The following is a 24,345-nucleotide window of genomic DNA, read 5'->3' on the forward strand; positions in this document are numbered from 1 at the left end:
AAATTTAATAAAAAATTAAATCTTTTCCTTGCGTTTTTCCATTTTTATTAATCATAGTTAAACAAAAAACGGCATCTTTTGGGCGAATTAGTTAAATTAAGAATGACTATTAACACAAAACGACTAAATTCATTGAGAAAAAAGCCTATAAAAATAGTAGAAGAGAATAAAAGTATAAATATCTACTCTTCCTGATAAGGTTCAATTGAGACTAGTTCGTATTCACAAATGAGAGGCAGATTAGGACTGGTTGCACTACGCAGGTTCAAAAAGTTGGTATCCGTCCAGATGGTGATTTTCCCACCTACACCCATCAGTTTTATTATTTCCAAGAAGTCCGGAGATGGAAACCTGTTGTATGAGAAACATCTGTCTATTTCATATTCACATGAGTTTTCTCCTCCAGCCACTCCTCCCAACTGGACTGTTTGCCGATAGTTCATTCTGCAAATGTCAGTGTCCCGGTTGATTCGTTCGTTACTACCCATCTTATCTATACGATAAAGCACTCCGCTTTTACTACGCTGTATACCCGGAGTCTTAGCTTCAATTTCTGCAAAGTACTGTTTAGCTTTGACCAGATTGCGCGCAGGCAGACGTTTTTCATAAAAGTCTCTCAACAAATTTTCTGCCTGTTCTCTTCCCAACAATGGTTTAGGATTATCTGTTAACGCATCATGCATTCCTTTAATAAGAATATCCGGATTTTGTTCGAACAGAACGATTTCTTTTCTAAACTTATCCTGATAAAAGAGAATCCCATAAACAATAGCCAACGAATCCAGATTGACAGGGCACCCGGCATTTTGTGCATCAAAGAAATCATGTATTTTGTGGTTGGCATCAGGATACGATATAGGCTGACGCCCGGCAAAAGCCATGCGCAAAACATTTGTAATCGTATCAAAATTGCATTTCTCTATATCCGGAACTGCTCCTTTTATAAACCAGAAGATATTCGCTTCCTGTTCTTTATATTCGCACACAGTACAGTAACCTGCCGCATAACTCAATGAATCGACTTCAGTACGCATCTTTAAACCCGATGTAGCACAAGAGCACAACATCATATTCACCAAGATTATCAATAATTGGATAGTCAGTGTTTTATTGTTCATTTCGTTTAAATCAATGTGTTTTGTTTGGAATCTACAAAAAGAGAGCATCCGCGATGGACACCCTCTTTCTTTGTATTATAATCAACTATCCGGAGTTAAATCTGAAATTCCGGAGAAGTTATCTTTATTCTTCTGTCTGCTTAGCCTCAAAGTCTTTCATCAACTTATCCTGAACATCTGCCGGAACAAGCTCATAACTAGAGAACTTCATAATAAACGAAGCACGTCCGCCGGTGAGTGAGCTAAGAGCTGTAGAGTAGGACGACATTTCTTTCAAAGGAACTTTAGCAACCAGTTTCTCAAAACCTTTTTCGCTACTCATACCCATAATCATGGCACGACGTCCCTGAAGATCTCCCATCACATCTCCCATCCTATCAGACGGAACAAACACTTCTACATCATAAATCGGTTCCAGAATTTTCGGACCGGCGTTCTTGAAGGCTTCACTAAAGGCATTACGTCCGGCAAGCATAAAGGAGATTTCATTAGAATCTACCGGGTGCATCTTACCATCGTAAACAATGACACGCACGTCACGAGCATACGAACCCGTCAACGGACCTTGCTCCATACGAGACATAATACCTTTCATAATAGCAGGCAGGAAGCGTGCATCGATAGAACCACCGACGATACTGTTGATAAACACCAGTTTACCACCCCATTCCAATGGTATTTCTTCCGTACCTCTCACGGTAATCTTAAATTCCTGTCCATTGAACTTATACGTATCGGGCACAGGCATACCTTCTTTATAAGGTTCTACAATCAGGTGAACTTCACCAAACTGACCGGCACCACCGGATTGTTTCTTATGACGATAGTCGGCGCGGGCGGCTTTTGTAATCGTTTCACGATACGGAATCTTCGGTTCTTCGTACTTCACCGGAAGTTTTTCGTTGTTTTCCAAACGCCATTTCAATGTACGAAGATGGAATTCTCCCTGTCCGTGTACCAAAGTCTGTTTCAATTCCTTTGACTGTTCGATCACCCAGGTAGGATCTTCTTCACGCATACGATTCAGAATACTCATCATCTTTTCCACATCCGCTTCATTCACCGGCTTGATGGCACGGGTATATTTAGAATTCGGATATTTGATAAAGTTGAATTTATAGTCGCAATCCTTACCGTTCAGCGTATTACCGGTTTTCACATCTTTCAGTTTCACAGCAGCACCGATATCACCGGCTTGCAGTTCTTCCACCTTGACACGGTTACCACCGGCTACCACATAAATTTGCGCAATACGTTCCTTCGAACCACGGTCGGCATTCAGTAAATCGTCCCCTTCATGAACTTTACCGCTCATTACTTTGAAATAGGAAACTTCACCGATATGCGGCTCCACACTGGTCTTGAAGAAATAAAGGGATTCCGGTCCGTTAGTATCCGGAGCCACTTCTTTACCTTCAGTATTCTGTACCTTCGGCATTTCAGAAACAAAAGGAACAACGTTACCCAAGAATTCCATCAAGCGGCGAACGCCCATATCCTTACCTCCACAAACACAGAATACAGGGAACATACCTCTGGCGATCAATCCCTTACGGATACCTTCGCGCATTTCATCTTCTGTAAGAGAATCTTGTTCGAAGAATTTCTCCATCAGATTTTCATCATTCTCGGCAGCAGCTTCTACCAATGCTTTGTGCATCTCCATAGCCTTATCCATTTCTTCTGCCGGAATATCTTCGATGGTCGGAGCCCCTCCTTCGGGTTTCCACGAATATTTCTTCATCAACAGCACGTCGATCAGCGCATTAAAGCCCGGGCCGGTAGCTATTGGATATTGGATAGGAACAACCTTAGAGCCATAAGCCTCTTTCAGCTGTTCGAGGATATTATCATAATCGCATTTTTCATTATCAAGCTGGTTGACTAGAAAAATAACAGGTTTATTCAGCTTTTCTGTATAACGGAAGTGATTTTGTGTACCGACTTCGACGCCGTATTGGCCATTAAGAAGAATGATTGCTGTGTCGGTCACATTTAGTGCAGTTACTGTACTGCCTACGAAGTCGTCCGATCCCGGACAGTCAATAATATTAAGTTTTTTGTTATTCCATTCTACATGGAGAACGGTGGAGAAAACGGAGTAACCATACTCTTGTTCAACAGGGAAATAATCGCTAACAGTATTCTTTGCGGCAACAGATCCGCGACGTTTTATAACACCACTCTCGAAAAGCATCGCTTCCACGAGAGTGGTTTTCCCAGAGCCAGAACTTCCCAACAAGGCAATGTTCTTGATTTCATTAGTCTGATATACTTTCATAATATATAAGATTTTAGTAATTACTCAGTATGTTTCTCACATACCATTAATTTTGTGATGCGCAAATTAGGGATTAATTGGGGGAAAAGCAACACTTATGACGGTGTTACTAAACAATGTTATGTAACACATCTTTAACATAAACATTTTTTGCTTGCTCATAATTTAATTTCTATACGAACCACCATTCAATAGTATATATGCATATAATATTTAGACTGCACAAACGGATTGTTCAACACCCGGGTCTCAGGCATACCGACACCCGGGTGTTGATAGTGCTGACACCCGGGTGTCAATACCAATGAGACCCGGGTGTCAGACAACTTATCTATGCAACGCCTCATAAGAATGATTTCAGTCAATAAGATTTTTTGTTATATCTGATAATAATCTTACTTTTACAGCCACTAAACTCAAACGGCACAACTATGGCAGGTATCTATCTTCATATTCCTTTTTGTAAAACACGGTGCATCTACTGCGATTTCTACTCAACCACCCGTAGCGAGCTCAAAACCCGTTATGTACGAGCACTTTGCCAGGAGTTAGCCATGCGGAAAGACTACCTGAAAGGAGAAGATATAGAAACCGTTTATTTCGGTGGCGGAACCCCGTCTCAATTGGAAAAAGAAGATTTCGAACAGATATTTGATACGATCCGGACACATTACGGATTAAGCCATTGGCAGGAAATCACATTGGAAGCCAATCCCGACGATCTGACAAGTGAATATCTGAAAATGCTTTCTTCGCTCCCTTTCAATCGTATCAGCATGGGAATACAGACTTTTGACGATCCCACTCTCAAACTATTGAAACGTCGTCACAATGCCCGTACAGCTATCGAAGCTGTTCACAGATGTCGGGAAGCCGGTTTTCAAAATATAAGCATCGATCTCATCTACGGATTACCGGGAGAAACCAAAGAACGATGGGAGAATGATCTTCGTCAGGCTGTCAGTCTGAACGTGGAGCACATTTCCGCTTATCATCTGATTTACGAGGAAGATACACCTATATATAATATGTTAAAACAACATCAGATATCGGAGGTGGACGAAGATTCCAGTTTAGATTTTTTCACGTTACTGATAGAGCATCTGCAGAAAGCGGGATTTGAACATTATGAAATTTCGAATTTCTGCCGTCCGGGCAAGTACTCTCGTCACAACAGTTCTTACTGGAAAGGAATACCTTATCTGGGGTGCGGACCGTCGGCACATTCTTTTGACGGGATGACACGGGAATGGAATGTTTCTTCCATCGATACATATATAAAAGGTATAGAGGAAAACAACCGTGCTTTTGAAATAGAGTATCTGGACCAGACGACCCGCTACAATGAGTTTATTATCACTACCATACGTACTGTATGGGGAACACCTATAGAAAAGCTGAAACAGATGTTCGGCAATGAGATGTGGGAGTATTGCCAGAGAATGGCTGCGCCTTATCTGAAAAATGGGAAACTGGAAGAACACGATGGAGCCTTACGCTTGACTCGTGAAGGTATTTTCATCTCCGACAGTATAATGAGTGATTTACTTTGGGTAGATTAACAAAACAAACAGCAAGCCGATGACCGAATCAGAAGTTAGAAAGTTATTGCGGCAAATGAAAGAACTGGATTCGCAAACTGCTTTCCGGGACTTTTACAACATGACTTACGATCGCCTCTTCCGCATAGCCTACTACTATGTGAAGCAGGAAGAATGGTCGCAGGAAATCGTTCTCGACGTATTTCTGAAACTATGGAAACAGCGTAGCAATTTACTTGATGTGAGAAACATTGAAGATTATTGTTTCATTCTCGTCAAGAATGCTTCGCTCAATTATCTGGAAAAAGAATCAAAACACACTTACATTCATCCCGATTCTCTGCCGGAGCCACAGGAACAGAGCTATTCGCCGGAAGAATCACTCATCAGTGAAGAATTATTTGCTCTTTACGTAAAGGCACTCGACCGGCTTCCGGAACGTTGCAGGGAAGTATTCATTCGCATCCGCGAAGAAAAACAAAGTTATGCACAAGTAGCGGAAGAATTAGGTATCAGCATGAATACAGTGGACGCACAACTTCAGAAAGCAATCACACGACTCAAAGAGATGATTAGCCGGGCAGAAATAGATTAACAATTATTTAGAAAAAGAGCGTAGGGAGTTTCTGTCAACCTCCGGTCTTTATCAACAAATAAATCAATCACTAAAAAAGACAGAAAAATGAAAAAGCTAAATGACGCAAACATTGGAATCCTTGTTCTTCTATCAACTTGTCTGTGCCTGTTTTCATGCAACAATGACAACGACAATTTGCCCAAAGACTATGCAGGATTCGAACATTCGAAGGAAACGGTAGAATGTGAAGGAAACAAATCAGAGTGTGAATTGGAAATTAAAATTGTGGCGATGGAGAAAGCGAAAGAAGACCGGACGGTAGTACTTGCCGCACCTCCTTCGGTGACAGGGCAAGCAGCAGTCATACAACTGACGGAAAAGAAAGTAATCATCAAAGCGGGTAAGAAGTCGGCTACGACTATCATTAAAATCTATCCCAAACAGATGGTATTGAATAAACAGAATGTCACTTTATCCTGCACTCCCCAATGGAAAGAAGGAGGAATCAGCAAACTGACCATTCTGTTGAAACGAAAATAATGGATCAAGAGTAATACAGAAAAAATATGAAACACACCGATACGGAATTAGAAGAAATACTGAATCAGCTCATTGCTTCCACGCGTTCACCGCGAGGGCGTTTTTCAGCAACAGCCAGTTACCCGGAACTAGAAAAAAGACTGAAGTCGCATACCCGGCGCCTGACTTTGATACGCACCTTCTCGGCAGCGGCGGCAGTAGCTCTACTTTGCCTATCGGTATGGACAGCTTATTTATATATGCAACCTGCTGCAATACAAACGGTTTCCACTCTGGCAGAGACACGTACAGTCCGTCTTCCTGATGGTAGTTCCGTCACGCTCAACCATTATTCTTCGCTTTCTTATCCGGAAAAGTTCCAATCGGACAAACGGGAAGTGGAGCTAAATGGAGAAGCCTATTTTGAAGTAAGCAAGGACCCAAAGCATCCGTTTATCGTGCAGACTGAAACGATTGACGTTCAAGTGTTGGGAACCCATTTCAATGTAGATGCATATCATGACAATCCGGATGTAAAGACAACGTTATTGTCCGGCTCGGTAGCAGTCAGCAATAAAAGTAAATCTGTCCGTATGATTTTGAAGCCTAACGAGATTGCTATATATAATAAGGTAGAAGAAAAACTCACCCGCAAGGTTTTAGAGAACGCAGAAGATGAAATTTCCTGGCGACAGGGAGAGTTTATATTCGACGACCTGCCTTTACAGGAGATTGCCCGCGAACTGTCCAACTCATTCGGAGCAACGATCCATATAGCCGATACGACTTTACAAAATTACCGGATCACAGCACGATTCCGCGATGGAGAAGATCTGGCAACCATTTTATCTGTATTACACAACGCCGGTTATTTCAACTACTCACAAAACAATAAACAGATTATTATCACTGCTAAACCAGACTAAGATGAATATAATATTCCAAGATCGCTTCCCTATCAGAGCCATTGTTCTGATAGGGGTGGCGCTCCTTATCACCACGCAAATATATGCACAAAATGCGGAAGCCCGGCTTTCGCTGACACTACGAAACGCCACACTAAAAGAATTCGTCAAACGGATTGAAAACTCAACCGGATATTCTTTTATCTATGGCGAGGAAATTATCATCAAACATAAAATCAATTTGCAGGTAAAGGATAAGCCGTTGCGTGAAATACTTGATCTCGTATTCAAAAATGAACAGATCAGTTATCAATTCACCGGCCGCCATATTCTACTGCAAAAGAAAAAAGAATCAAAAACCGTAGGCCGTAAGTTCACTATCAGCGGATATGTCACAGATGGAACGTCTTCCGAGACGTTGATTGGAACCAATATCATTGAGAGTCATCAGAATCAAGGAACAACCACCAATCCTTACGGTTTTTACAGCATCACTTTGCCCGAAGGAGAAACCGAACTGCGTTTCTCCTATCTGGGTTATGCCACAGAAGCGCACCATTTTACGCTCTCACAAGATACATTGCTGAATATCCGCATGCAGGGAAACACGCAGTTGCAGGAGGTAGTGATCGTTTCCGATAAAACTGAAACGGGCACCGTAGCCACCCAGATGGGCTCTATCGAAATTCCGATGACACAGATTAAAAATACACCGAGCATACTGGGAGAGGCAGATGTCATGAAAGCCATCCAGCTGATGCCTGGCGTACAGGCAGGAGTAGACGGTTCAGCCGGACTGTATATACGCGGCGGCAGTCCGGACCAGAATCTTATTCTACTGGATGGGGCTCCTGTATACAATGTAGACCACATGTTCGGATTCTTTTCGGTTTTTACTCCGGAGGCTGTCAAAAAGGTAACACTATTCAAAAGTTCCTTTCCGGCACGTTTCGGCGGACGGCTTTCTTCCGTCATTGATGTCCGTACCAATGACGGAGATATGCAGAAATACCACGGCACGCTTAGTATCGGATTACTAACCAGCAAAATCAATCTGGAAGGCCCGATTGTGAAAGGAAAAACCTCTTTCAACATTTCCGCCAGACGTTCGTATGTCGATCTCATCGCCAAGCCATTTATGCCGGATGATGAAGAATATGGCTATTACTTTTATGACATCAATGCCAAAATCAATCATAAATTCTCCGACCGGAGCCGTATCTATCTAAGCGTTTACAACGGGAAAGATCATTTTGCCGCCAATTATGATGGGGATACCGACTCCAAAGATGGAAGTACAATGAATTGGGGAAATACCATTGTTTCCGCCAGATGGAACTACATATTCAACAACCGTCTGTTCAGCAACACGACTATCTCTTACAACAACTATTTATTCGACGTCAACTCATACAACAACAATAAATATGCTAACAGTATGGGAGCTTCGATAATTAACCGATATTCAGCCGATTATCGTTCGGGAATCAATGACTGGAGCTATCAGATTGATTTCGATTATAACCCGTCTCCCACACACCACATTAAATTTGGTACAGGATATATCTATCATCGGTTCCGTCCGGAGGTCATGACATCCAAAATCTCCGAGAAAACAGGAGACAAAGTAGATCGCGACACCACTTACCACAGCATCGCCAACAGCCGGATTTACGGGCATGAGCTATCGGCTTATCTGGAAGACAACATCAAGGTGAATGACCGTCTGCGTCTGAATCTCGGATTACACTTCTCCTTGTTTCAGGTACAGAAGCAGAGTTATTCTTCTTTGCAGCCACGAGTTTCCGCCCGTTATCAACTAGGGAAAGACGTAACTCTGAAAGCCTCTTATACACAAATGAGCCAATACGTACATCTGTTATCATCCATGCCAATCGCAATGCCTACGGACTTATGGGTTCCCGTGACTAAAAAAATCAAACCGATGCGCTCTCACCAATATTCATTAGGCGGATACTATACGGGAATCGAGGGATGGGAATTCTCGGTAGAAGGCTATTATAAAGATATGTATAATGTATTGGAGTATAAAGAAGGAGTCAGCTTCTTCGGTTCTTCTGCCGGTTGGGAAAATAAAGTGGAAATGGGCAAGGGACGTTCGGCAGGTATTGAGTTTATGGCACAGAAGACACTTGGAAAAACGACGGGATGGCTGTCCTACACTTTGTCCAAAAGTGATCGTCAGTTTGCCAAAGGCGGTATCAACAACGGTGAACGGTTTCCATATAAATATGATCGAAGACACAATATCAACCTGACAATCAACCATAAGTTCAGCGAACGTATCGACATCGGTGCTTCCTGGGTGTTCTATACAGGTGGAACAAGTACAATCCCTGAAGAGAAAACCGCTGTCATCCGTCCTAGCGACGGCACAAACAACGGATTTGGAGGAGGATATGGATATGGAGATTATTTTGATTCAGGCATAACTTCACCCATCATCGGAGAAGCTTCGTATGTGGAGCATCGTAATAATTACCGGTTACCAGCCAGTCACCGGTTGAATGTGGGAGTCAATTTCAACAAAAAGACCAAACATGGTATGCGTACCTGGAATATCAGTCTGTATAATGCATATAATGCGATGAACCCTACATTTGTATATCGCAGCACCAGCAAAAACGATCCCTACAAACCGATTATCAAGAAGTATACTATACTTCCATTAATTCCATCATTCACTTACACTTATAAATTCTAAACCCATTATGAGAACTCGTATATATTATCCATTTATCCTGTTAATAGCATTACTGACAACAGTATCTTGCGAAAACGAACTCCCGTTTAGTGTAAAGGACAATCCACCCAAACTAGTGATGAATGCACTAATCAACGCAGATAGTCTGACCAATGTTCTTTACCTCAATTTCACGGGAAGAGGATATGCCACTCATGCAGAAAAAGCCACCGTGGAAGTACGTGTTAACGGGCAGTTGTCAGAAAGTTTACGTCCGCTCCCACCACAGGCGGAAGGAGACATGCAATGCCGCTTCAATATTTCCGGCAAGTTCTCTCCCGGAGATGTAGTACGTATCGACGCTCTCACTGACGACGGGCAGTATCACGCATGGGCTGAAGTTACCGTTCCACAGCGTCCCCACGAAATAACTGATATCGATACGGTCACTGTTCCACTGACACAGTATTATTATACACAGAATTATCTCCGGTATAAAATCAACATCAAAGATCGCCCCGACGAAAATAATTTCTATCGACTTATCATGGATAAGCAAATGACAGTGAAAGACTATAATAATGAAATAGGCGAATATGTCACTCAAACTATACACCGTTATCATTTTATATCCCGCGAAGATGTTGTATTGACGGACGGACAGCCTACCAACAGCGATGACGAAGATAATGGCATGTTCGACACCGTGAAGAATATATATGGGGTATTTGACGACTCACGATTCAAAAATACATCTTATACCATGACAGTTTACAACCAGACAAATGTTGAGGGGCTTTCCAAATATGGAACGAATGTAAAGATGGATATGATTGTGCGTCTGTTAAGCATTACAGAAACCGAATATTACTATCTGAAAGCACTCAACCTGGCAGATTCCGACGCTTATGATGAGACAATAAACGAACCAATCAAATATCCCGGCAATGTGCACGGAGGGGTCGGGATTGTCGGGATCAGTACGGAGACAAGCAAAATCATTCATATAGAAAAGCCATGGATATGAAAACTCATCACCTGCTATTTATACTCATCGCATTACCGCTGTTCTGTTCCTGCCGAAGCAGCCGGAGTATGCTAAGGGAGATACAAGCCTTAAAATCCAGCTTGTATTACGAGCTCACTTCTCCTATCTATCAGGAGAAAGCAGATCAAACCGTATATCTGGACTTCATCGACTATTCCAACATGGATTATTACACCAGCGTGAAACGAAAAAAGTCTGCATATATTCCGCTACTATTATATAACTATGAGGGCGAACTTTTCCATCTTCGGTTAGGAGAGTCTTCTCTCACCCAACTCTATCGGGAATTTCTGACGGAGGCACTGCTTACCGAATGTAACAGTAGCACCTGCTGTCATCTGATAGATAATCAGAAAGGAAAAATGATTCCCGATTCCGCCTATCGGCTGGAAATAAAAATCAGAAAGAATGAGACGTGTGGCAGAATCAAACTCAACCAGTCAAGCATCCCTTGGTTTGAGGGAGAAATGTTGGAGGTTGTCAATAACAAAATTCGCCCGGCAGCTTCCAGTCTTGCCATTTCTATCCGCCTCACTCAAAAGGAAGATTGCCTGCTTGATAAAACTTACTCTACAGAATATCAGCAAACTACCAAAGCGCAAAGATTCGAAGATTCACCGTCCGCCAATGCCGCTTGCCTGGATGATATGACCGAATGTTTGTCAATGGCTACGAAAGAAATCGTGGAGGAGATTAGTCGGGATATACATTTAATACTATCTTTGCAGCCAAAAAGCAGGCACTAACTATGTTTATCATTATTGGAATTATGCTGACAGGCATGCTTCTTGGCTACTTGTTGCGCAGTAAAAGACTATCATGGATACACAGGATAATTACTCTTCTTATATGGATTCTCCTCTTTCTTCTCGGAATAGATGTAGGAGGTAACGAATCTATTATCAAAGGTTTGCATACTCTCGGACTGGAAGCTATTATCATCACGGTAGCTGCCGTTGCAGGAAGTACGTTATGCGCCTGGGGATTATGGTACCTATTATATAAATGGAATGGAGGAAAGGAGACAAAAGCATGAAAGGTAGTTTGATTATCGTCTCTTTCTTCATTATCGGTACTCTTTGTGGAGTTTATCATCTTATTCCATACGACTTCACCGACAGCAAGCTCAGTTACTATGCCCTCTGCGGACTCATGTTCTGCGTAGGCATCAGTATCGGCAACGATCCGAATACTTTGAAGAGTTTTCGCTCCCTAAATCCGCGGCTTGTATTCCTTCCCATCATGACGATCATTGGCACATTAGCAGGTTGCGCCGTAGCAGGAGCCTTTATGAGCCAACGAGGTCCTTTAGACTGTATGGCAGTCGGAGCCGGATTTGGCTATTATTCACTTTCCAGCATTTTCATTACCGAATACAAGGGTCCCGAATTGGGAACTATTGCGTTACTTTCCAATATCATGCGTGAAATCATCGCTTTGCTGTGTGCGCCATTATTAGTGAAGTATTTCGGAAAGCTAGCCCCTATTTCTGTTGGTGGAGCCACTACAATGGATACCACTCTTCCTATTATTACCCGATATTCGGGAAAAGAATTTGTAATCATTTCCATTTTCCATGGTTTTGTTGTTGATTTCAGTGTTCCTTTCCTAGTCACGTTCCTTTGTTCAATATCATTTTAATAGGAATAAATCCTAAAAAGCAGATTATTTTCACTATCGTTTTCGCACACGTATTACAAATATGTTTCATAAAGAACTATTTTTGTATCAAAAAGCATATCATCTCTTGACTTACATCAAGAAATGAGGCTAAATAGAATCTTTTCCTTTCCTTTATTTTTATGCTATAAAACATATTCTTATATTTGCATAGGTAAAAAGAAAAAACTAAGCGCTTAGACTAATTTTCAATAGGTATTAGATTTGTTTTTAGGAATAGTTTTTAGGTATAACAATTAAAAAAGTAGGTATTATGAAACGTTTAGGATTAACATTAGTGGCAGCGCTCTGCCTTGCTGCTACAACATTTGCAGCCGGAAATCAACCTACAACTGCAAAATGGGAAGGTAACATCAATGTTAGTAAATTAGGTAAATATTTGAACTTGAATTCAGTTCAGAGTGAAGAGGTTGCAAACATCTGCGATTATTTCTCCGAACAGATGTCAAGAGCCACAACAGCAAAGAAAGATAAAGAAGCTAAATTGCGTAACGCTGTTTATGGTAACTTGAAACTGATGAGAAAGACTCTTAGTGCTGAACAGTATGCCAAGTATGCTGCATTGATGAATATCACTTTACAGAATAAAGGTATTGAACTGAATAAGTAAAATGAGTAATATGCAAAAGAGAGAGAGGGTGGAAGCCAGTTTGGGCTTCCACTTTTTTTATTTCTCTTTATCCTCATCTATTCACATGGTTTTATCTTTATCGCATATCCGCCCCCCGGATACATTACAACTTTAAGCTTCCTATCAACTGGTAACTTTTTTATTACTTTACGATAGTCGGAAGCATTTCTATCCGAATTTAAACCATCACAAAAGATTTCTACATAATAATCTGCATTCGGCAAAAAAGACAAATCAACCAGAGTCTCACGAATCGACCAATCATTCATCCCCCCTACATACCATACATCTCCTTTACGACGAGCAATGTGAATATAATGAGAAAGTTTGCAGTCCAACGAGCGCGTCTCATCCCAAACTGTAGGAACAGATGATATAAAATCAGTGCATTCTTGTTCTTTCATGTACCGGGTAGGTGAATCACATAACATATTCAAAGGAGAATTAAAGACTACATACTCCGCCATTTGACGACATCGCGTACCTTGACTCATTGGGTTACTATAAACCGGATAAAAACTTCCCCGAACAGCATTCTGCATAGCTCCTTGTGTATAATCCACAGGTCCTGCCATCATTCGTATAAACGGAAATTGCAAATCATAAGTAACCTGATCACATTCTATTGGTCTCCATTTCATTTGCTCCAATCCATGTACTCCTTCAAAATTCATCACATTCGGATAAGTCCGTTGAATACCAAAAGGTTTACAAGCACCATGATAGTTAAGAATCATGTGATATCTGGAACATAATTCCGCTGCTTCCCACATAAATCGAATCATATCCTGATCATCCCTATCCAGAAAGTCTACTTTAAAACCTTTCACTCCCATTTCTGCATAGTGCTTCACCACTTTTTCCATATCCCGGTGAAATGCCCAATAACCAGCCCATAAAATAATATCTACATTCTTACTTTTAGCATAAGAGACTAACTCTGTCAAATCAATTTCAGGAATAACCTGCAACATATCCGCTTGCTGGTTTACTGCCCAACCTTCATCCAAAATTACATACTTAATCTGATTTTTAGCAGCAAAATCAATATAATATTTGTATGTCTCATTATTAATTCCTGCTCGAAAATCCACTTTGGAGATATTCCAATCGTTCCACCAATCCCAAGCGACCTTACCAGGCTTAATCCATGAAATATCTTTTAGTACGGAAGGTGTAGCCAACAAGTAAACCAAATCATTATCCAACAATTCCCTATCCAGTTCAGCTATCGTAAATATTCTCCAAGGAAATGTACGCTTTCCATTAGTGTGGGCAATATAATCACAACGTTTCACCACTATTTGCTGTAGTTGATTATGCCCTCCCTGCACTGTTTTCTCTGGTAAAGGTGCCCAAACACCTTTCATTGAAAAGCTATCAGGACTACTTTGCAGAAACATACCGGGATAATCGCGCAGGTCACTTTCCGTAATACATACCTTTTCAAATTTATCCGGTAGTTCCACTAAAAAAGGATAGAAAATCAACCGTTTACTATTCAGTTGAGACAACAATTGATTATCATAAGTATTCTCAAAAGAATTTAAATACTGACTAGACAAGTCGTTATCATCTCCATAATTACTGTAAGCAGCATACCCTTTAGTTCCTGATGGGAAATGAAAAACAGCCTTCTCATTATTAATAACAATCTCCCTCTCCTTGAAATCAGTTACAAAACGATAAGCAACTCCCTGATTATAACAACGGAAAACAACCGAATAATTACCTCTAAAACTAGCAGTCAATTCATTATAAATATTATCAACCTCATCTTTTATATATATAGGAGATAATAATTTTTCCGTCACTGAACGTCGGCTTACACTTTTTAGTTTTGGATTTTCTCCTAATATTCCTATAAAACGGACATCCATACCAATCGCAGACGGTTGAAGTACTGTCGTCCCATTCCGAATAATAGCGATCTCCAATTCTTGACCTATCATAACCTGAAGTTCAATTTTCCTATCTGGCGACTGCACATATAATACTTTTTGTCCCCAGCTTACTACAGGTAACAACAAAATATATAACAACAGTTGATACTTGATTTTCATTTTATCAATCGAATTATTTATTTTATTCACCTTTTAAACGTCTCTCCAGCATTTTCATATAATAGCCACCAACTACCGAACGTGCACGGAATACTTTCACTTCGGGTCGATCCGTATACATCCAGTCAGTCATCGGTACACGATCTGGAGTTGTAGTCATAAACAAATAAACAGGATCAACAAATTTTTCGAATGTTTCCATATCCGAAGCCAAAGTAGCCGTCCACATAATCCAGTCAGTTTTGGTATAAGTTTCACGGTTATCCAATGGTAGACCGTATTTATTCTGTACTGAAAGATAATAAGGTATTTCTGTCTGTATTACTTTATCTGGAAATATATGCCAATCCATCAGTTTATCCCACACCAAATTATACTTTTGGCTCCATGTTCCCGGTTTGTCAAATGCCAATTTATAATGATCACCATCATCAGCCATCTTTACCCATTCCAGAGCCATTTCTTTTGCTTTTTGTATATAGCTTTCACTTTGTTCCTTATAGCCTAGCTTACCAGCCAGATAACCATAAGAAGCTACCCCTAAAATTGCTTTTATAGAAAGATTTGCATTATGAGCCAAATGCCCGGCAAAATCATCTGTACAGAGTTGGTTCGCAGGATCAAGGCCGTTATGAAGTAAATAATCTGCCCACGCTGTTAATGTTTTCCAATGTCTTCGGGCATAATCAGTATTTCCCTCTACAGCAGCAATCGACGCAGTTAAAATTAAGATATTACCAGATTCTTCTATGGGCATTTCTCCAACATATGTCTCACCATTAGCTAGTGGATAAGTTCCGACATCATGAGCAGCAAACGGTTTAGTCCATCTACCACTCTCGCTATAATAGAAGATAGGATTCAACATACCCTTAACTAGTTCCGGATTATAAAGCAGAAACAAAGGAGCTGAAGGATAAGTAATATCCACTGTGCCAATAGATCCATTACTGGAATTTTCTTTTGAAAGGAACAGTAAATCTCCATTAGGAGCCTCTACCAATTTATGTGCCGAAATTGCCTGACGATATGCCAAGGCACAAAGCTCTGCATATCTACGTCCTCCTGCTTCAGTTGCCTCTTTCATTAATTGATAATCGAAAGCTATGCATTTCTTTATTAATTTCTCATAATCCGAATTCGCCTTATGAAATTGAGATAGAATTGTTTCTGTTCCCTTCCGATTCCAGTAAGGGCGCAAGTTCTCCCCAAAATACTGAATTGAAAATATATCATCATATCCAATTAAAAAACGCCCCTCTGACTTTCTAATAGTTCCCAAAGAACAAACTAAAGCCATTCGTTGATTTTCTCCTTTAGTATTAGCCGCACTAGCATAAAAGTCAGTATTTCCCTTTAAAAAATTTTCACGGAGTGTATTACGGTTTCCAACAGCAGCAAGAGTATTATGCCTATCGGTGCCTAAATAGAAATATCCCCAGTCAATACGAACATCATCTCCCTTCGTCCCAAGTATATTCTGTTGTTTCGTACCACTTTTAAGAAAAACAAAACCATCTTTAGTAAAAGTCTCTGAAACAGACGACTGGTTTGACAGATTCATAGCCCAATGTGGAGACACTTCTATATAAAGTTCTACATTGTGCATTTGACCATCATCAGTTTTCATTTCATAAGAAAGATAATTTACCGGACGGGCCACAAGCTCAAGATCATCCATCAAAAGAGGGGCAATAAAGGTCAAATCTAATTGAACCGGGCCACAAACAAACTGATAAATCGTCCTTGTCGGCTGTACATCAACAGAAAGTTGGCGAGCTGTCTGTGTAAAATAGGACATACTATCTCCTTCAGTGGACAAACCCGGAACATCACCATTCGTACTCATCATCGGATCATAATCCTCTATCCCCATAAAACGATACGGTACTCCATCTACTTTGACAACACCTATCAAAGGAAAATCTTGTCCTGTCCAATGTTTCAAAGAAGAATCATACAAATTATCCCCGAAGGACCAAGCATTAGTATAAGGATCTATCGTTACTAAAGGATAAGCAGGAGCGCGCAACTCATTCTTATCAACACAGTGTACTTCTTTATTATTGCAACCTAACAATAACAAAATCATTACTATTCCCGAAAGAATCCGAGATTTTATAATTTTCATATAGAGTTCAAATATTAAATGATAATTCTATTTATTCCACAGGTTGTATTGAATACATTTCGTTTGCATTCAGTGCCAAAGTAATCTGTCCATTGCTAACCGCTAGAACTTGAGCTTCCCCTAATCCTTTTTCCGTTACAGGATATATTGTCACCTGTTTTATTCCATTCCAACTAGAAGGCAACGTCCATTTCATAGAAGAGTATCCTTTCTCTGAAAAAGCGATAATCTCCTTGTGGTCTTTTATCCATGTTACAGGGATAAACAAATTATTATCCCGACGTACTAGGTTTCCGTCTTTTATAAGCGTTTTATTTTGTCCGTTTACAACTAATCCATCGGAATAGATTACAGTTTTAGTATCAGCATTATAACTTTCTACTTTATGTTGATTCAAGTAAGCCCATTGCAAAGTAGTTATACAAAATTGCTTTTTAAATTCCGCAAAATTCGTATTTGTACTTATTATTTCTTCACCATGCATATTATCACCAAATAAAAAAGCTGTATCCCATATGGTCCCATACAAACCACTACGTCCGCCGCAAGCCAATGCCGGACTAATTGTACAACGTTCTTCAGGAGTCAGATCGCTATACCATGCTGCCGGTTGTAAACCATAAAAAGCATCAGTGCGTTGATAACCCTTATAGAACTCACTTGTTACATCTATCCCTTTATCCCTCCAATAACGAAAAATTTTCCTCATAACCTCGGTCGTCATTTCTTTCGAATATCCATGAAAAGGACTTTCGCGAGGCTCAAATGCATCAATATGTACCGTCTTTGAAGAAGTTAAGTCCAACAGCTCTATCACTTCGTCTATACGTTTCTTAGTATATCCTTTCTTCCATTCATTAATCAGGCATACTTGAAAGTTTGGCATATTATTATAAGATCCCCATTGTAAGAAAGTACCATCCGCATTCCTACAAAGTAAATCCTTTTTCACATACGTATGCCACAAAGGACTATTCGTATAAGCATCTGTCAAATTGATATGAACAGAAATTATCGTATTATACTTGGCAGCTTCCTTTTTCAACCAAAGATAGCTATCACGAGCAGTCTTATCCTCCGGTCTTTTTAATGCTTCATTAAACACATTAAAGGCAGGGTATTTGTCATCATGTCCATTAAACTGCCAGCCTACCAAATATACTACTTTCGTAATGCCACGCGTTAAATTATCTATTTTCTTCACATTTTCTAAGACATCATTATAGTCCAATTTCTTAATAGTACCTCCTTGAGGATCAGGTTGTGCAAGAAACATTTTCATCAACATAGAAGTATGATAAGAAAGCATATAGGGACGTTCCGGTTTTCCAGTCTTTGTATAGTCATATTTCTCTCCCGAAATATTATCAATAAATTCTTCATCTTCCTCATTCTTTATTACTGAAGTTCGCTCTTCATTACTACAAGCACTACTAACTGTTGATACCATTACAAACAGCAAGAAATATATAAGACATAGACGATAACTAAAATTTCTCATGATATTATTTATTAGATGGTTATTATATTATTTTAATCGCACCTGGATGGATTTTCCAACCATTGAAGAATATGATTTCCAGACCTTTCCTTCCCTCTCTATTACTGTCTTGATCCTGTCACCATGCCGAATAACACGAATATTAAAAGGCTTTGTACCAAAAGCATACACATTTTTGAGTTCCATAAAATTCCATTCGGCCGGAAGTTGGGGAGTCAACATAAATGCATGTAGCCCCATTGGCCGGATACCAAATATACCTTCCGTAATTATTCGGCAATAAAGACCGCTTTCTGCTGACAAATGACGCTGATTACCTTCCGGCCAGGCTTCGATCGGATAAGGTACATGATCGCCTAATAATCGTTGCACGGAATAACGTTGCAAATACCGGGTGGCTTTCTCACGCTCACCAGCAGCATAAATACCTCTTAAAGCATACAAAGCAGGACGATCCCAATAAGTAGAGGTTCCCGTTTGTGATAATAAACCATTCTCTGTCCATAAATTTGGAGAAAGTAATGCATTAATAGTCCCCTCTTTACGGTCGAAAATACCAGCTACTAATGGCACACATATCCAAGAACGAAGCACATCGTTACCTTTATAATAACAATATGTTTCATACCCTTCTATATTCGCTTCAAAATAATGAGCTATATTCTTTCTTAATATCTCTGCCTCTTTCCGATAGCCATTAGATAGTGATACAGATTTTCCTAGTTCTTTACTTAGATAGCTGGCAGAAAGAAGAGCGTCATAGTATAAAGTAGATGTATTAAGATTTGCATTTCCTGCCGGAAAGCGATTCTCCATCTCATCAGTATCTGAAATTACCACACCTTCAGCATTAAGTTTTCGTTTACAATACATCAGACACCATTCTATCAGAGGCCACAATTCATTTGCAACATCAGTATCTCCTAATTCCAAAGCAAAACGTGCTGCACCATAAGCAATCATCGCCGCATCTCCACGGTCACCGGCACCATGCCAGATATCCTTTCCTTCTGCTATTATTGAACTCGGAATCGGATTGTATTCTGGATTCATAAAACGAGCGAAATGCCGATAAGAATTGATAGCTGCCTCATTACCTATTTTATACCCAAGAAAAGGGAAAAAAGGATTAACATATTCCGCCTGATCGTTTGCCCAAATTGCTGCATAATAAGCTTCACCACCCGGTCCATGCATTAATCCACCACTTGTACGATAAATGCTTTCCGATGCACGGATTTTAGCAAAAGCAAAAGCTGTATTCAAAATTGTGTCAGGAGAACAAAATTCCAGGCTATTCCATACCTGCTCTATAAAGCTATCTCGTGAACGAAGCTCTGCCTCTACATCCGGCAATAGTTCTGTCTGACCTCTTTTATAAGCCTGAACCGACGCCCCAAAAGTGATGGATTCACCACTTCCAAGTAGAAAAGCCTCCACTTTACCTACAACAGTAGAAGCTACTAATGTATAACTTCCATCCACTCCCTGATCCGGCCTTGTCTGATACACAACACGAGAATGAGGAAGCAATACTTCCACCTTTTCATTTCCTATATTCTTAACAGTGTATCGTTCGCACAACATCGGCTTGTCAACAGAAGGAAAGAAAACGCGAGTTAATTCTATTGCAGGAACAAGTTCTCCACCTGCCTTGGTTCCTCTTGTATGTCCGATTGTAAACTCACTGACTACCGTCAACTTTCCATCCAATTGTATTGACTTTACCTGCTCATTATTCAAGGTTAATCCATTTACCTGTAACATAGCTAAAAAGTCAACAGAAAAACGACGAGTCAAGCTAGCATGAGTATCATTAGGAACTGTACGCAACATAGGCCATATCACCGAACGTTCCAAAGAAAAAGCACCATCAGTATTCACACCATAACGAAGCACGGTAGCGACCTTTTCACCCCCCATTTCTATATGATCATAATGGGGAATATTTTGTCCTATACTCCATTTTATCGATTGATCCGATTGAATCTGCCAACGAGACTGCCCATCCATTTCACAGAATGGTAATAACCCCACAAATAAAATAACCAGTTTAGCAATTTTCATCCTTTGTATATTTAAATGCAAGAACATAAAATGTAATATTTATAAATCCCATCATCGTAATCATCATTTCATACGATGATGGGAAATTGTCTTAATCAATTGGTTGTCCGTCAACAGAAGTCACTTTCTTCATAGAAAACTCCCAAATTGCCGTACGGTCAGCATTACCACTTGGAATAACCTCCATCTTCACATATTGAGTTCGCAACTGATTATCAAGCATATCATTCGGTATTTCTCCCCAATACAGACCATCCTCTGGAATATTTATAGAAGCAACCTTTATCCAGTTGACAGTAGCATCATACTCTTTCAGACGATTATGTAGTCCTCGATATTCATCCCCTTCTCCTTGATACCCTGAAAGTATATTCCAGTCATTATCAGATAAGGAAACATTTATATCATCAGTAGTAATATAGAAATTAACACCACCTGCTCTTACATCCCATTTTGAGAACACACCTAATTGCGCAATGAAATAAGGATCCCCAAGATCAATTACAATATACGGATTTCCATAATTCCCGCCATGACTATCATTTACATATCCCATCCAACCGAAATTATTAGAAGTATTACTATCGAACAGATAAGAATAAGCATGCCCCCACGGTTCATAAGTTAATGTTCCATAAGCAACCTTCCACTTCGATTTGTCTGTCACTTCCGTATTTGTATAAGTGTGGAAACCACAAATCAACAGCATTTCATCTTTATCTGTATTAGCTGTTTCAGAAAGAGCTAGTAATCTGACAGGCAATACATAAATCACTCCACTATTATTCTTTTTAGCTTCATAAATTTTATCCGGATAAAAAGTTATATTAGCAACCACATTTGTTGCAGATGCACCCATTGAAATAAGTTTATTCGGCAATTCATACATATCAGATTCCAAAACTTTATATGCTATTCCTTCAGGAATACTATATTTTTCATCCAAATCAGATTGAGAAATCAACTCCAACTGTACATCAGTAGCCAAAGCACCCTTTTTCACAATACTAACCGGCACTATATGAGATATTTCAGCACTGTTTAATATCAATTGTTCCCTACTCTCCCCAAACGATACAACTACAGGAGATACATTGCATCGAAGTAGTACCCTATTCTTATCAGCATTAACTGAATCGCTGGCACTAACTAAACGCACCGGTAACACATATTCCACACCATCTCCTCCCTCTTTAACAGCACCATAGATTTTCTTGGGCTTAAAAGTAACATTAATGGTTTTTCCTGTTTCATCTCCAGAAATAGATACAGACTCATCTACTATCATATACATGTCCTTAGACAAGACCTGATAATTAGTCCCCTGTTTATCATTATACTCTACATCTACTTCATTCTGTGTAAGCACTTCCAAGGAAGCATTTGCCTCCAGATCCTTGCGTAAACCACCTTTTATTACTGTCAACTGATACTCGTATACCTCTTCTTCCACAGACATTATAACCTCTTGTGAGCCTGTTTCCTTTATTGATAAGATCTTATGATATTCATCCGGAACCAGTTCGTCATACTTTCCATCCAGATCATTACAAGATATAAGTAGCCCCAGGCATCCTAGCAGACAGATATTCAGAATATATTTTTTCATATTTCAGCATTTTTCAAATTAATATTTAGGAGCTTGTATCAAATGCGGGTTATTATAAATTTCACTAGCATTGACAGGAAGCAAATACATACGATCATCCCATTGAAATGGCTGATCCACTTTTGTCCGTCGGTTAAACTCTTCAAAAGTAGGATTCTCCTTTTCTATTGCATTCAATCCTTCGCGTACTCCAGCCTTAAATAGTTGTGGAGCAATCATCCAGCGACGTGCATCGTAATAACGGTGACCTTCGGCAAACAATTCAACAAAACGTTCATTGCGTATCCAATCCATCAACGACATTTCATTTAAATCTTTTGCTCCTATTACAGAAATACCTGCACGTTCCCGGACCTCATTCAATTTATCCAACGCAGACTGTTGCTCACCTAAAGCAGCATGGCATTCAGCCAAACTTAAATATAACTCTGACAACCGAATGAAAGGAGTAGGTACTGAACGATAATTATATCCACCATCCTTCCGAAATGTCAAATTAGGAGCTGCCCATTTCTTAAGGAAATATCCGGTAGTACAATTATCGCGATTAAACTTGCTTGGATTATATCCCTGCTTTAACGAATTTCTCACTTGTACAATCAGAGGCGAACCATCACATATCTTTTGTCCAAATTCATCACCATCAAACGATAGCCATGCATAAAAACGAGGTTCACGTTTGGTATTCAATTTTATAATATCCTCTCTACCTGTATATCCGGCAGACTCGAACCAACTATCTTTCGGCAACTGCGAATCATTTTCCGGAAGTTTTCCATCAGCTGTATAAAAGTGCTCCACAGCATAAAGTAATGGAGACATTGCACACACACCTCCCCAAGCAGAACCGTCATTCTTTGTTACCACCCAATGAGGAACAGCTTCTATCGCATTAGTACTTAATCTATCTGTTACTATTCCCCAAATCACTTCCCGATTTCCTTCTGTTTCTGCAGAACACATCATATAACGCATTTGCATAACTCTTTTCTTAAAATCATCACTTACCCCCGGAATATTAGGCAAATTCAATTGATGCATGTTCCGAAGACTCTCTGAAGTAAGAAGATCAAACAAAGATCTCCCCCCTTCACCCAATGCCAGATCTAATGCCTCCTGACATGCTGTCTTGGCGCGTACCCATTTATCACGACTATACATCAAACTCACTAGCTCCTTTCCATACCCCGGTGTTTCATAGTTTGTATTTTTCCATCCCGTAAAAGGGAAACCACCATTCCATAAAGGAGAAGCGGCATATAAAAGTACCCTAGCCTTCAAAGCTTTACTAGCAACAGAAGTGGCACGGCCTAAGTCATTAACATCTACTGTTGCAGGCAAAACCTTAGCAGCTTCATCTAACCAACCAACTATTTTATCGACACAATAATCAAAATGAGAACGTCCGGGAAACTCTGACTTAGGTGTATTCTGCGAATAATAATGTTCAATTATAGGAATAGGTCCATACGCTTCCAACAAACGGAAATGATAATATGCCTGTAAAAATAAAATTTCAGCTTTCCAACGCTGCCTGTCATTTTGAGAAACACCAACCGGATTCAGTTCATCCAATGTCTTTAAAAACAAATGACAATGCCCTAGATAATCATAACAAGAACTCCAAGGTAAGGCCGCCGGTCCCCAGTTTGAAACATAAGTAGACGAAAGTTGGTCCCAACTAACTTGTTGCCCCAGATACCCCCACAACAATGGACTCACAAATTCATCCGTAGAACTCTCCAATGCCCCTAAATTATTACAGGGTGCACTATAATTTGTGCCAGAATAGCATGAATAAAGAAAACCGATAGCATCATCCTTATCACGCATCGTATCATCAAAATCAGCTGTTTCAGGAGGTACCACATCCAAATAATTACAAGCTGTAAAGCAACAGACCGGCAATATTATTTTTGCCCAATATAACATGTGTTGAATGATCTTCATAGTCTATATTTTTTTAAGTA

The 24,345-nt window shown here is 40.0% G+C and carries 18 protein-coding genes; 10 read left to right on the forward strand and 8 right to left on the reverse strand.

Going from position 1 to position 24,345, the window contains the following annotated elements; genetic code table 11:
* Positions 1-182: 182 nt before the first annotated feature.
* Together H8796_RS00125 and H8796_RS00130 are read right to left on the reverse strand one after the other, a co-directional pair.
* Entirely contained in the window at positions 183-1,118 is a 936-nt protein-coding gene (locus H8796_RS00125; RefSeq protein WP_158570810.1) for an FKBP-type peptidyl-prolyl cis-trans isomerase N-terminal domain-containing protein, read from the reverse strand.
* 124 nt (positions 1,119-1,242) lie between these two features.
* On the reverse strand, positions 1,243-3,399 hold the full coding sequence (locus H8796_RS00130) for a translation factor GTPase family protein (RefSeq protein WP_117934267.1): 2,157 nt from the start codon (positions 3,397-3,399) through the stop codon (positions 1,243-1,245).
* 431 nt (positions 3,400-3,830) lie between these two features.
* Between H8796_RS00130 and hemW the strand changes: the two genes are divergently transcribed.
* The 10 genes from hemW (at position 3,831) to H8796_RS00180 (ending at position 12,983) form a co-directional block, all read left to right on the forward strand.
* Positions 3,831-4,961: a radical SAM family heme chaperone HemW gene (gene hemW / locus H8796_RS00135; protein WP_117934269.1), complete on the forward strand. Its 1,131-nt coding sequence runs from the start codon at positions 3,831-3,833 to the stop codon at positions 4,959-4,961.
* A gap of 19 nt (positions 4,962-4,980) precedes the next feature.
* On the forward strand, positions 4,981-5,535 hold the full coding sequence (locus H8796_RS00140; RefSeq protein WP_008650130.1) for an RNA polymerase sigma-70 factor: 555 nt from the start codon (positions 4,981-4,983) through the stop codon (positions 5,533-5,535).
* Positions 5,536-5,622: 87 nt separating this feature from the next.
* A complete protein-coding gene (locus H8796_RS00145; protein WP_117934271.1) occupies positions 5,623-6,057 on the forward strand; it encodes a hypothetical protein in 435 nt (144 codons plus the stop codon).
* A 26-nt stretch (positions 6,058-6,083) separates the two neighbouring features.
* On the forward strand, positions 6,084-6,962 hold the full coding sequence (locus H8796_RS00150; RefSeq protein ID WP_117934272.1) for a FecR family protein: 879 nt from the start codon (positions 6,084-6,086) through the stop codon (positions 6,960-6,962).
* Position 6,963: 1 nt separating this feature from the next.
* On the forward strand, positions 6,964-9,666 hold the full coding sequence (locus tag H8796_RS00155; RefSeq protein WP_187343895.1) for a TonB-dependent receptor: 2,703 nt from the start codon (positions 6,964-6,966) through the stop codon (positions 9,664-9,666).
* Between the two features lie 7 nt (positions 9,667-9,673).
* On the forward strand, positions 9,674-10,672 hold the full coding sequence (locus H8796_RS00160) for a DUF4249 domain-containing protein (RefSeq protein ID WP_117934276.1): 999 nt from the start codon (positions 9,674-9,676) through the stop codon (positions 10,670-10,672).
* The gene (locus H8796_RS00165) at positions 10,669-11,439 is read left to right on the forward strand and encodes a hypothetical protein (protein ID WP_233530306.1); all 771 of its coding nucleotides are present in this window, start codon (positions 10,669-10,671) and stop codon (positions 11,437-11,439) included. Before H8796_RS00160 ends, H8796_RS00165 begins: the two co-directional genes overlap by 4 nt.
* A 2-nt stretch (positions 11,440-11,441) precedes the next feature.
* Positions 11,442-11,729 (forward strand): LysO family transporter, encoded by a 288-nt coding sequence (locus tag H8796_RS00170; RefSeq protein ID WP_004299315.1) that lies wholly within the window; start codon positions 11,442-11,444, stop codon positions 11,727-11,729.
* Entirely contained in the window at positions 11,726-12,334 is a 609-nt protein-coding gene (locus H8796_RS00175; RefSeq protein ID WP_004326224.1) for a lysine exporter LysO family protein, read from the forward strand. The genes H8796_RS00170 and H8796_RS00175 overlap by 4 nt, the downstream gene beginning before the upstream one ends.
* Positions 12,335-12,626: 292 nt before the next feature.
* Positions 12,627-12,983: a hypothetical protein gene (locus H8796_RS00180; RefSeq protein ID WP_004299310.1), complete on the forward strand. Its 357-nt coding sequence runs from the start codon at positions 12,627-12,629 to the stop codon at positions 12,981-12,983.
* Positions 12,984-13,060: 77 nt separating this feature from the next.
* Here the strand turns inward: H8796_RS00180 and H8796_RS00185 are convergent, their stop codons facing one another.
* From H8796_RS00185 to H8796_RS00210, 6 genes are all read right to left on the reverse strand, one after another.
* Positions 13,061-15,067 (reverse strand): glycoside hydrolase family 97 protein, encoded by a 2,007-nt coding sequence (locus tag H8796_RS00185; RefSeq protein WP_117934280.1) that lies wholly within the window; start codon positions 15,065-15,067, stop codon positions 13,061-13,063.
* A 22-nt stretch (positions 15,068-15,089) separates the two neighbouring features.
* Positions 15,090-17,198: a glutaminase family protein gene (locus H8796_RS00190; RefSeq protein WP_117934282.1), complete on the reverse strand. Its 2,109-nt coding sequence runs from the start codon at positions 17,196-17,198 to the stop codon at positions 15,090-15,092.
* Between the two features lie 31 nt (positions 17,199-17,229).
* Entirely contained in the window at positions 17,230-18,699 is a 1,470-nt protein-coding gene (locus tag H8796_RS00195; RefSeq protein ID WP_117934284.1) for an endo-alpha-N-acetylgalactosaminidase family protein, read from the reverse strand.
* Between the two features lie 27 nt (positions 18,700-18,726).
* A complete protein-coding gene (locus H8796_RS00200) occupies positions 18,727-20,766 on the reverse strand; it encodes a hypothetical protein (protein ID WP_369907089.1) in 2,040 nt (679 codons plus the stop codon).
* 91 nt (positions 20,767-20,857) lie between these two features.
* Positions 20,858-22,375 (reverse strand): DUF1735 domain-containing protein, encoded by a 1,518-nt coding sequence (locus H8796_RS00205; protein WP_117934286.1) that lies wholly within the window; start codon positions 22,373-22,375, stop codon positions 20,858-20,860.
* Between the two features lie 18 nt (positions 22,376-22,393).
* Positions 22,394-24,325, reverse strand: a complete 1,932-nt coding sequence (locus H8796_RS00210; protein WP_117934288.1) for a RagB/SusD family nutrient uptake outer membrane protein — start codon at positions 24,323-24,325, stop codon at positions 22,394-22,396.
* Positions 24,326-24,345 lie beyond the last annotated feature (20 nt).

It is taken from the genome of Bacteroides sp. M10 (assembly GCF_014334015.1).
Taxonomy (GTDB): domain Bacteria; phylum Bacteroidota; class Bacteroidia; order Bacteroidales; family Bacteroidaceae; genus Bacteroides; species Bacteroides intestinigallinarum.